8 protein-coding genes are annotated in these 11,031 nt (G+C 57.2%); 3 read left to right on the top strand and 5 right to left on the bottom strand.

Going from position 1 to position 11,031, the window contains the following annotated elements:
- Nucleotides 1-141: 141 nt before the first annotated feature.
- The gene (locus ISP18_RS01240) at nucleotides 142-345 is read right to left on the bottom strand and encodes a hypothetical protein (RefSeq protein WP_380016225.1); all 204 of its coding nucleotides are present in this window, start codon (nucleotides 343-345) and stop codon (nucleotides 142-144) included.
- A 20-nt stretch (nucleotides 346-365) separates the two neighbouring features.
- On the opposite strand from ISP18_RS01240, the gene ISP18_RS01235 reads away from it, so the two are divergent.
- A complete protein-coding gene (locus ISP18_RS01235; RefSeq protein ID WP_380016223.1) occupies nucleotides 366-1,928 on the top strand; it encodes an alpha-N-arabinofuranosidase in 1,563 nt (520 codons plus the stop codon).
- A gap of 68 nt (nucleotides 1,929-1,996) precedes the next feature.
- Here ISP18_RS01235 and ISP18_RS01230 read toward each other — a convergent pair whose 3' ends face one another.
- From ISP18_RS01230 to ISP18_RS01215, 4 genes are all read right to left on the bottom strand, one after another.
- Complete coding sequence (locus ISP18_RS01230; RefSeq protein WP_380016221.1) at nucleotides 1,997-2,524, bottom strand: hypothetical protein; 528 nt, start codon at nucleotides 2,522-2,524, stop codon at nucleotides 1,997-1,999.
- A 482-nt stretch (nucleotides 2,525-3,006) separates the two neighbouring features.
- Nucleotides 3,007-3,135, bottom strand: coding sequence for a hypothetical protein (locus ISP18_RS01225; RefSeq protein ID WP_380017595.1), 129 nt, complete (start codon nucleotides 3,133-3,135; stop codon nucleotides 3,007-3,009).
- A gap of 96 nt (nucleotides 3,136-3,231) precedes the next feature.
- Nucleotides 3,232-4,746 carry an asparagine synthase-related protein gene (locus tag ISP18_RS01220; RefSeq protein WP_380016219.1) on the bottom strand — a complete coding sequence of 505 codons (1,515 nt, stop codon included), beginning with the start codon at nucleotides 4,744-4,746 and terminating at the stop codon, nucleotides 3,232-3,234.
- A 328-nt stretch (nucleotides 4,747-5,074) separates the two neighbouring features.
- Nucleotides 5,075-6,505: an FAD-dependent oxidoreductase gene (locus ISP18_RS01215; RefSeq protein WP_380016217.1), complete on the bottom strand. Its 1,431-nt coding sequence runs from the start codon at nucleotides 6,503-6,505 to the stop codon at nucleotides 5,075-5,077.
- Nucleotides 6,506-7,169: 664 nt separating this feature from the next.
- Between ISP18_RS01215 and ISP18_RS01210 the strand changes: the two genes are divergently transcribed.
- Both ISP18_RS01210 and fabD read left to right on the top strand, forming a co-directional pair.
- Complete coding sequence (locus ISP18_RS01210) at nucleotides 7,170-7,382, top strand: MbtH family protein (protein WP_380016215.1); 213 nt, start codon at nucleotides 7,170-7,172, stop codon at nucleotides 7,380-7,382.
- Between the two features lie 232 nt (nucleotides 7,383-7,614).
- Entirely contained in the window at nucleotides 7,615-10,980 is a 3,366-nt protein-coding gene (gene fabD / locus ISP18_RS01205) for an ACP S-malonyltransferase (RefSeq protein WP_380016213.1), read from the top strand.
- Nucleotides 10,981-11,031 lie beyond the last annotated feature (51 nt).

Genomic DNA, 11,031 nt, shown 5'->3' with positions numbered 1-11,031 from the left:
CGAGTTTCGTTGCATGAGAAACATTCTTCTATTAAGAAAATAATGCCCTTGCATTTTTCATGCGCTGAACAACTCGTATGTGCCTTAGTTGTCGCACGTCGGTTTGACGCGCAGCAGCACATGTATCCACATCACTTGTCATCAGATCTGATCTTGCCTGATCGTCATTGACCAGCTTCGCTGTTGAAAAGTGCGCTGATCTTCGCCGAGGCGATTTTCAACGGCGAAGCTGGTCAACGAGGTTGGGGCATGGTGTGGCAGGTACTGGTCAAAATCATAAGCCCCCGCCCTGGAAATCGTTGCACGGATTTTGCTCAGCTCCCGCATACTCTGCTGCTCTTGCATGGCAGCATTCGGGGATCTTCATGAAGGCGAGCGTTCGGGCGTGGATGGGTGGTTTTGCGGCAATGTTGGTGCTTGTATGCAGTCACGGTTATGCGCAGACGAATACCACCGTGGAAGTCACCGTGCACGCGGATCGGCCGGGTGCAATCATCCATCCGGAAATCTACGGGCAGTTCGCCGAGCAGCTCGGGCATGGTATCTACGGCGGCATCTGGGTGGGCGAGCATTCCGCCACTCCCAACATCAGGGGTTATCGCAAGGATGTGGTCGAGGCACTGAAAGCGATCAAGGTGCCGGTGGTGCGTTGGCCCGGCGGCTGCTTTGCCGATCAATACGACTGGCGCGACGGTATCGGCCCGCGTGACAAGCGGCCCGTTCGCATGAATGCCTCCTGGGGCGGGGAAGATGACAACCGGTTCGGCACACATGAGTTCATGGATTTCGCCGAGTTGATTGGCGCCAAAACCTACCTCAGCATCAACGTCGGCACCGGCACGCCGCGCGAGATGAGCCAATGGATCGAATACATCACGGCCGATGTCCATTCCAGCCTGGCGCAGGAGCGGCGCGCGAACGGACGCGACAAGCCCTGGAAGCTCGACTATGTCGGCATCGGCAATGAGATGTGGGGTTGCGGCGGCTCCATGCGCCCGCAGTTCTATGCCGACGTCTACCGCCAGTACGCAACCTTCGTGCATGCACCGGAGCATGCGCCTATCGTCAGGATTGCCAGCGGCGCGAATGCCGACGACCTCGGCTGGACCGATACCGCGATGTCGATGGCGGGTAGTCAGATCGATGCCATCAGCCTGCACAATTACACCATTCCTACTGGTGACTGGAAGCACAAAGGCTCGGCCACCGAATTCGGTGAAGCCGAATGGATGTCCACTTTGCAAGGTGCGCTGCGCATGGATGAACTGATCGCCAGGCACAGCGCGGTGATGGATAAATACGATCCGAAGAAACGCGTGGGGCTGGCCGTCGACGAATGGGGCAACTGGACAGATCAGGATCCCAGCGCCGGCGACGCGGCGCTCTACCAGCAAAACAGCCTGCGCGATGCACTTTCAGCGGCGATCACCCTGGATATCTTCCAGGCGCATGCGGACCGCGTGCGCATGGCCAACATCGCGCAGATGGTGAACGTGCTGCAGGCGATGATTCTTACTGACCAATCGAAGATGGTGCTGACGCCGACGTATTACGTCTTCGATATGTACAAGGTGTTTCAGGGTGCCACGTATCTACCGGTGAACGTACAGGCTCCAGCGTATCGTTTCGGTAATGTCTCCGTGCCGGGTGTTCACGCCACGGCGGGGCGCGATGCCACCGGTATCGTGCATGTGGCACTGGTGAATCTCGATCCGCATCATGCGGATACCGTTCACTTGATGTTGCCCGGGATCAAGGGATCAGACGTGCATGGGCATGTGCTTACCGCGCCGGAGATCAACGCCATCAACACGTTCGATCATCCTGATCGGGTCAAGCCAGCCGCATTCGGTGGCGCGATATTCAAGCAAGGGGTGGTAACGGCTGTGTTGCCGCCGAAATCCGTGGTGGTGCTTGATATTCATTGATCAAGTCAGGCGCCAACAGGGGCAGAGAAGCTTACAAGCCATGCTCCTCCGCCCCTGACATCAGGCTGCTACAAAGCGTTGACGTTAGTCGGCGAACACGGATCCAGGAAAGGCGGTGCCGCGTTTGGATTGTCCCTGACGAGCAGCACGCTCTCGCTGGAGCTGCTGTTGTAGAGAAGCGGGAAGTTCGCCTTCTGATCTGTTTTTGGATTCGCCGTGGTATCGATGATGAGCTTGCCAAGAGCATTCGCAACGGTTCCCTTCGCCACGGTCTTTGGCTGCGCCAATTGCAGCAAATAGTCGAACGACTGGCTGTTGGCGAAATTCTGACTTCCCGAATACACCTTCGACGGGGCGAAGTTGAAGTCCTGGGCTCCGGAGCTTGTGTTGTCGATGGAACTGATCTTGTAGATCACGAACAATCCATTGTTGGACGACGTAGTGGTGTGTGGTGAGCCTGTCGGATTGCTATCAAAGAGATAGCAGGTTGCAACCTGATCATAATGAACGGTAACGGTGTTGCTACAACCAACCAAACAAAGCATCGCAGTCCCTGCGAGCGCGCCAAACGTGATTCGTATGCCGAATGCCTTCATAGCACGTCACCTCATCAAGTAAGTGTCCACACCGGCAAAGCCGGTGACGTTTCCATGCCTGGAACACCTGCGGCGTCTTCATCGTCACAGGTTCGGTTGATTCAACTGATGATCCTCCCGTCGCTATATTCCTGAATCACTGGTTCGCCTCGGTCCATCGTCAAGGCGAAGCAGCCCCTTACCCCAGTGTGTTGCCCCAGGAAATGTTTCTTTCGCGCAGCAGGCGTTCGGGCAAGCGCATGGAGCACTTGCCCTCGATGTATCCCATCACCTGAGAGACCGAAAAATGTTCGGTGGAAGGTTGTTGCTGTCGCCCCGGCGAAACCGGGGCTACCCCTTATGGCTTGGTACAAATGCCGCGGCGGAAGCGTCAACCACGCGGCGTGATGAAAGTGTCAATGCGATTCCAATGCATATAGAACACATCCGTGCGCTGGCAAGACGACCTTCAGCCGGTCGGAAGCCGCAAGGCGATGGCCATCCTACAGATTGCGGGCGGCATGCTTGCCTGGTGCCAAGCCCAACCTTTTCCATGTCGTATCGAGGGACGTCGGTCGATCATCAAGATTGAACACGGCCACATACCGCTGGCCCTTTTCCCCGCATGCCAGCTATACGCGCACATGCTCAAAACCGGCTGGCAGGTGTTCGACGGGATGGGTGCCATGGCTGGCTTGATCAACCGCAATGGCATCCTTCATCCAACCTCACACCCGAACAAGCGCGTCAATAGAATCCAAATTCGTATCCGAAGTCGGCGCGTCTTCGACGCCATCCACGGTGCCGCCCGGGTGACTGAGCAGCCAGGGAAGCGTTAACGCGAGCAGGTAGAATTTGGACGCGAAGAATTTGTTGTCCAGGCAATGTCGATGGTCTTCCAACCACTTCGGTGCACCCGGAAGAAGCGTCTGTGTCTGCAAGGCGAAGTCATGGACCTGATCGAAGCGCTGTCTTGCCAAGCCCCGCACATCGAAGCGGAATGAGCCCTTGGACTTTACATAGGGCAGTTGTTGAAAGTACTGCGCGATATACCTGCGCACCAATACCTTGTTCACGCCGCCGGGGCCAATAAGGCGGTCATCCGGAACTTCGTTGAAGACCCATTCGCACAACTGCTTGTCGCAATACGGGTAGGCCAGGCGCATGTTCATCGCCTGCGCGGTATACATGCCTTTGCCGAACCCCGCTGCCTCCAACACTACGAGGACCACGCGCCGCACCGCCTCTGCCGACTCCGCAGCATGCATGTCGTCATGAAACGCTTCGATGCGCTTGAGCGAGAGCCTGGACACGTTTCCGCCGAGGAGTTGATCTACCTCATCGTCGCTGAAACGCGAGCCCGGGAAATAGCGCTCGAACGCGTTCATTTGCAGTGTGCCGAGCGCAAAGCAAAGCCTGAAGCTGCGACGGATGAGTGGATGCTTGAGAAGTGCGCCGGGTATGCGTCTACTTCTGGCCAGCATGCCGAGCAGGCGATCTTTCAAGTGCAATGGCACGCCAAAATAAGGATCCACGCCTAAGGCGTCGATAATGCCATCGCCTTGTAGATAGCTGATCTCCGCTGCCAGGTCCGCATAGGACAGCGTGGCGAAGTCGGCCGTCAGCAAGGGCATGCGCGGCACCATGGCCAGATAACGGTCGTAAGCGCGCCCCGGGTCGCATACCATTGTCTCATGACGCAGGCCGAGTCGACGCGCCACGAAACGCGCCGACTCGACTTCGTTCTCTTCCTCGCCACCCAGATAGGTGATGCAGGTCGTATCCGGACGCACATCTGCGATGGCGATGGCCAACGACGTGGAGTCCTTGCCGCCGCTCTGTAAAAGCCAAGGGGTCTTTATGTCGACCGTGCATCGTTGCACGGCCTGGGCAAGAAGCTGATGGTAAACGCGCAGCAAAGTCTCGTCGCTTACCGCGTCGGAGGCCGGTCGCGGTGGGGCCGAAGCCGACTGATAGGCGAAGTGAAATCGCAGCTCGTCATCCATGTCATGCTGCGAGACGAAACCGGTCGCAAGATTCTTTACATCACAGTAGATAGTGTGTGGAGGGTAAACGAAGGCGTTGCGCAGAAGATCGGCAAGCGAGACACGGTCGATGGCATCGTTCTGTGCACGGCGCGTTTCCAAGGAAGAAAAGTCCACGGCGCCTGCATAAGGGCTGGTATGGATATGGGTCTTGGTCACTCTTGGTGATTCCGGCCACTCAAAAAGCGATGTATTCATGCAATCACCCACGGATGATTCAAGAGTACAAGATCGTCCATACGCAACGACTTACCGGTATGCAGGCCGTCTACGATGCGCAGGCCAGCACCATGGGCAACACAAGATGGACGGCGCTACACGTCTTCTTCACGCAGCGCCAACATGCTTATCATCTCTTGGTAAATGCTTAGTGTCGATCCTAAGAAAGATGTGATGTATGAGCTGTTAATGCACTCATTTCGGATCGCATATCCGCAATCCGATATGGAATAAGAGCCCAATCGCGAAAGGCTGGCGGGCTGATAATCAACGACTGCTTCGCAACTCAAGCAAACTAACGCATGGATTACGCGTGTCCCGCGTCCGTTGCGTAATCAGCATTAATTGGCGCGTCATCCATCAGCGCGCTATCCCTGCGAAGTAGTGGGAGCGGGGGCAAGGTAGCTTTCAGTGCAGACACAGCAGCATCCAGCGATACATCGTCGGGATTTGGAGAGGCTTGCAGCAATTGTTCGAGCAATCGATCCTGCGCACAGCCTCGCTCATACGCGTAGGCATACGACAGTAGCGTGAACGTGACCATGCGATAGCGTGGCATGAAATATTCCGGCACTCGTTGTGCCAGCCGCGCACCAAGTTCGAGCTTGGAAACATAACGAGGATCGACGACCGAGTCACGCATCTCGATGTAATTTTCAAGCGTCATGGCCGCGATGGCATCGGCGTTCGGTTTGCGGATGCTCTGGAATTCCGCGAAGGCGTCGGCGGTTTCGCGGCTGGCGTCAGCCAGTAGATCGGCCAGCACCACGGCATCCTCGAAACCGCAGTTCATGCCTTGGCCATGGAACGGCGCCATGGCGTGTGCCGCGTCGCCAACCAGCACGGCGCGCTTATCGATATGCCAGCTGTCGAGATAGAGCGTGGCGAGTGTGCCGACCGGATGACCGTCATAATCGTCGGCAAATCGCAGCATCAGCGGAAGCAGCTCGGGAAAGTCCTTGCTGAAGAAGGCACTGGCAGTGGCGGCGTCGCGCAGTGTATCGAAACTCGGATAAGGCCCGTGCAAGGGCATGAACAGTGTGACATTGAAGCTACCCGCGATATTCGGTGTCGCAATACACATGTAACGGCCGCGTGGCCAGATGTGCAGGGCGTGCGGTTCGATGGCAAAGCGGTTGCGGCCGGAGGCGGGCGGAATTTCCAGTTCCTTGTAACCATGGCCGAGTGGTTCGACACGGATGCCCAGCGGCTGATAAAGGTTCATTGCCGCGCGCAAGGCGGATCCGGCACCGTCGGCGCCGATCAGCAAGGTGGCATCGTGTTCGCGCTGCACGCGATTGCTGTCGGTCAGCGTGATGCGTTGTGCATCGAGATCGGCAGTCGTTAGCGCTTGACCAAAGTGGAACCTAACACCCGCTTCCTCGGCGGCATCGACCAGCAGCGCGTTGAGCTCGCTGCGCGAAATGGACCAGATCACTTCGCTGTCGTCGACACCGTAACGTTGCAGTCCGCAAGCTCCATCAGGCGGATGCACCATGCGACCGCGCATCATAACCGATCGTTGCAGTGCATGCTCCGCGAGCCCCGCAGCACGTAATGCATGCAATCCGCGCTCTGCGAGGGCAAGGTTGATCGTGCGACCACGGACGGAGCTTCCGCGCCGTGGATTGCGACGCTTTTCGAAGGTCTTTACGGCAAAGCCGCGCTGGGCCAGAAGTCGAGCGAGCAGCGCGCCTACCGGGCCACCACCAATCAGAGTAATCGCTTGCTTGGCCATGCCGAGTCCTGAGGCGAATATCCGCAAAGGTGTGTACGGCGGCGAAGAATCGCAGTGCTGTGATCAAAAACTCATGAAATATGACCAGACATTTCAGATTAACTAACTCGTCATCGCGAAAGCCTTGAGGTGGTGTCGCGCAGTCAGAGAAGGTGAGGACACGCAATAAAGTGAAATCCATAATGGATTTTTTGTTTGGTGCAAGCTTTAATCAGGGCGGCAGCCGACAACTTGAGTCGCAAGATATATCGCGTTATCACGATGCCTTCACGACTGTGGTCGTAGTGTCAATGCTCTAACCTTGGGGGAGGGGCGCAGTGGCATCAATAAGGTGCCCTGTTTGTTTACGTGTCGGATTCAAAAGGCGGAACGGGCGCTCACAGGAGCATTGCCTGTCAACGTAAACACAGCAATCAGCAGTTGCACAACATCTTAGAAACCTTGGCGTTGCCTGAAAGGCGATGCGTCTGCGAGGTGTGACCTTGAGTAAGGAAGTACTGGAAAAGGGCGGGATCTTCGGATGCTCGAATCAGTCCACGTGGGTGTATCGCTGACGAAATTGTGTTTATCACATCACATATTGGTTAGTTGAAGGTCTTGCGTTTTGTTGCGTGAGTGAACTTATAAAAGCCTTTTTTTATTTTCTTCGGGTGGGAGTGCGTCAATGTCTGCCGGATCGAATCCAATGCAAGCGAGTTACGAGGTTGTCATTAATAAGGAGGGGCAGTATTCGATTTGGCCTACAAATAAGATCGTTCCAAATGGATGGTCAACCGTGGGCAAGCAAGGCACGAAAGAAGCCTGTCTGGCATTCATCAGCGAAGTGTGGACCGACATGCATCCGCTTTCACTTCGCGCATCGGCGCACCCTGGTTAGCCAGCATCGTGCGCGACGAAATGCAATAAATCGAATGCATCCTATCCGGGATCCATGATCCCGGGCGGATGGACGTCCTTTCTTATTGTCGTTTGTTCGCCATCGGCCGATGGAAAGTGGTCCGAGCGATAGCGCGTGGAAAGGCCGCTCTGTTTCAGCATCCAAACCCATTTGAATCCCTGGTGGATTAACTGGTTTTCGAGTCGGGCGCGGTTTTGAATGTGTGTGACATGTGAAAACGGTATTTCTCTTCTCGGGGCAGGGCACGCACCATTTTCAAATGGGGCGTGAGCTATACGAACACGATGCAGGCTTTCGCGCCGTCATACGCCATGCCGATAAGATCGTGCATGCGCGCTGCGGAGAATCGGTATCGGCGGCAATCTTCGCGGAAGATAAAAGCCGACATCTCGCGCTGGATCGCCTGCTGCACAGCCATGTCGCTATTTTCATGGTGGAGTATGCGCTGGCGAAAACGCTGATTGATCGCGGCGTACAGGCCGATATGGTGCTGGGTGCAAGCCTCGGTGCCTTCGCCGCTGCCACTGTGGTCGGTTGCGTGGATCCGGACATCGCGCTGTCTGCCGTGATCGAGCAGGCCGTCACACTTGAAGCACGCTGCCAGGCCGGCTGCATGGTGGCCGTGATGGGCGAGCGGGAGCGCTTCCTTTCGCCGGAATTGCTGGCCCTTTGCGAGCATGGCGCCAGCAACTTCGCCGCACATTCGGTGCTCGCGTTGCCCCAGTCGAATCTTGCGGCCGTCGAGGTCTATCTGCGCGAGCGTGGTTTGGCTTTCCAGCAACTTCCCGTGCGTTTTGCGTTTCATTCGCGCTGGATCGACGAAGCCAGCGCAAGTTATCAATCCTTCCTGAAAAATCTGCCGATACGCCAGCCCGCGTTACCTTTTGTGTGCTGCGCGACGGGCGAAACGCTGCACGCACTTCCGCCAAATTATTTCTGGTCGGTGGTGCGCGAACCGATCTTGTTTCAGCAGGCCATTCAAAACCTCGAATCGTACGACAGCTATCGCTATATCGATCTTAGCCCGGGCGGATCGATGGCGACGTTCCTGAAATACGCGCTTGCCGCTGATTCAAAGTCCGACGTGCGTTCGATCATGTCCTCCTTTGGCAGCGATATGGATCGCCTCGACAAGCTGGTCAGCGATCGTCAACTGGCTGCGCGCTCATCTTCCGCAAAGTTCGCCCCGGTGACGCCCCGTCATTCCGGGTCATCGGCACACCATGCTGTGGAGTCGCGACACATGAAAGCATGCATTTTTCCAGGCCAGGGTTCCCAATTCAAAGGCATGGGCGGCGCCGTTTTTCCGCTCTTTCCCGAACTGGTCAAACAGGCCTCCGACATACTCGGTTACTCGCTGGAAGATGTGTGCGTCAACGACCGGCAGGGCCTGCTGTCGAAGACGCAGTACACGCAGCCTGCGTTGTACGTCGTCAACGCACTGCACTATCTCAAAGAGTGGGGGCCGAAGTCGGTGCCGCGCCCGGATTTCCTTGCCGGTCACAGTCTGGGCGAGTACAACGCCTTGTTCGCGGCCGGCGTGTTCTCGTTCGAGACAGGACTGCGCCTGGTGAAAAAGCGCGGCGAGTTGATGGGTGCGAGCACGGCCGGTGGCATGGCCGCCGTGCTGGGCGTGGCGGCGGCGGACATCCGCGCGATGCTCGATGAGCATGGCTTGGCACAGATCGATGTCGCCAATTTCAATACGCCGACGCAGACGGTGATCGCCGGCGACAAGGCGGCGCTTGCGGAGGCAGCGGAGCTCTTTGCACGGCGCAACCTGCGTTGTGTGGTGCTCAATGTTAGCGCAGCTTTTCACTCGCGCCATATGCGTGAAGCACAGGCGGAGTTTGCCGAATTCCTGCGCTCGTTTTCGTTCAAAGCGCCCGAGATTCCGGTGATCGCCAATACCACGGCGCGTCCTTACGAGCCGGACCGAATAGCCGAAACGCTGGCCGCGCAGATCGCCACACCGGTGCGTTGGGTCGATTCGATCCGCTATTTGCTAGGGCGCGGCGAAATGGCATTCCAGGAGATTGGCGCCAGCTTGCTGAGCAAGATGGTACTGGAGATCAAGGCGACGGAAATTCCGATCGTCGATAGTGCGCCGGAGGTAGATCATGCACCGCACGTTGATGCGGTGTCGGCATTGCGTCGTGATGATGCCAAGGCCGATATCACCGAAGTAATAGGCAATGGCGACCTGAGCCTGCCTTTGCGGGTGTCAGCAATGACATTGGGCAGCCAGATCTTCCGCCGCCGTTACGATTTGCAATACGCGTATATGGCCGGGGCGATGTATCGCGGCGTCGCATCTGCCGACCTGGTCATCAAGATGGGTAAGGCCGGGTTCCTGAGCTTCTTTGGCGCGGGCGGTCTTTCACGGGAAAAGATCGAGGCGAACATTGCCCGCATCCAGACCGAATTGAACGCCGGTCAGCCCTACGGCATGAATCTGCTGGCCAATTACGAATATCCCGCTCAGGAAGAGGCGGTCGTTGAGCTGTATCTGAAGCACGGTATTAAGAACGTCGAGGCGGCTGCGTTCATGCAGATGACGCCGGCCCTGATGCGCTACCGCTTGCAAGGGCTGCGCCTGAATGAGCGTGGCGACGTCGTCTGCACGCATCGTGTCGTTGCGAAGGTGTCGCGTCCGGAAGTGGCCAAGGCATTCATGAGCCCGCCGCCTGCACACATCGTCGACCGTCTGCTCGAGCGTGGGTTGGTGACACCGCAACAGGCCGAATGGTCGAAGCGCATTCCGGTCAGCCATGACATCTGCGTCGAAGCCGATTCCGGCGGACATACGGACGGCGGTATCGCGGCGGTGATGTTGCCGCCGCTACTGCGCATGCGCGACGAGCTACAGCGTACACATGCTTATGCGGAACCGCTCTGCATGGGGCTTGCGGGTGGCATCGGCGGCCCCGAGGCAGCGGCCGCGGCGTTCCTGTTGGGCGCTGACTTCATCACCACCGGCTCGATCAATCAATGCACGGTCGAAGCAGGCATGAGCGACGACGGCAAGTCGATGCTTCAGGAGATCGATATCCACGACACTGAATACGCACCGGCCGGCGACATGTTCGAGATCGGTGCACAGGTACAGGTGATGAAGAAGTCGGTGTTCTTCCCGGCGCGCGCGAACAAGCTGCTGTCGCTGTATCGGCACTACGAGAGCCTGGACGACATTCCTTCGCGTACACGCAATCAGTTGGAAGGTACGTTCTTCAAGAAATCCTTCGATGAGATCTGGGGCGAGACGGCTAACTATTTCCGCTCGATCAAACTGGATCATGAGATCGCCAAGGCCGAAGCCAACACCAAGCACAAGATGGCGCTCGTGTTCCGTTGGTACTTCGCTTACAGCACGCGCCTGGCGATTGAGGGCAAAGGCGAGGATCGCGTGAATTATCAGATCCAGACGGGTCCCGCGCTTGGCTCGTTCAATCAGTGGGTGAAAGGCACCGAGCTGGAGCCGTGGACGAAGCGCCACGTGGATCACATTGCGTTCAAGTTGATGGATGCGACGGCTGAACATTTGACACGCTCCTTCAGTCGTTTCGCCAGTCATTAGCGCGTGAGCGGGAAAGTAGTCGGTATTCAAGCGACCCGCTGCATCGGGCCG

It is taken from the genome of Dyella humi, from assembly GCF_044904605.1.
In the GTDB taxonomy this organism is placed as follows: Bacteria; Pseudomonadota; Gammaproteobacteria; order Xanthomonadales; family Rhodanobacteraceae; genus Dyella_B; species Dyella_B humi.
The sequence above is the reverse complement of the archived record's forward strand: the minus strand, read 5'-3'. Positions and strand labels throughout refer to the sequence as shown.

Bases quoted from the DNA above. Each gene is read 5' to 3' on its own strand.
- ISP18_RS01210 (WP_380016215.1), top strand. From the start codon at position 7,170: ATGTCTGCCGGATCGAATCCAATGCAAGCGAGTTACGAGGTTGTCATT.
- ISP18_RS01240 (WP_380016225.1), bottom strand. From the start codon at position 345: ATGCAAGAGCAGCAGAGTATGCGGGAGCTGAGCAAAATCCGTGCAACG.
- ISP18_RS01235 (WP_380016223.1), top strand. From the start codon at position 366: ATGAAGGCGAGCGTTCGGGCGTGGATGGGTGGTTTTGCGGCAATGTTG.
- ISP18_RS01230 (WP_380016221.1), bottom strand. From the start codon at position 2,524: ATGAAGGCATTCGGCATACGAATCACGTTTGGCGCGCTCGCAGGGACT.
- ISP18_RS01220 (WP_380016219.1), bottom strand. From the start codon at position 4,746: ATGAATACATCGCTTTTTGAGTGGCCGGAATCACCAAGAGTGACCAAG.
- ISP18_RS01215 (WP_380016217.1), bottom strand. From the start codon at position 6,505: ATGGCCAAGCAAGCGATTACTCTGATTGGTGGTGGCCCGGTAGGCGCG.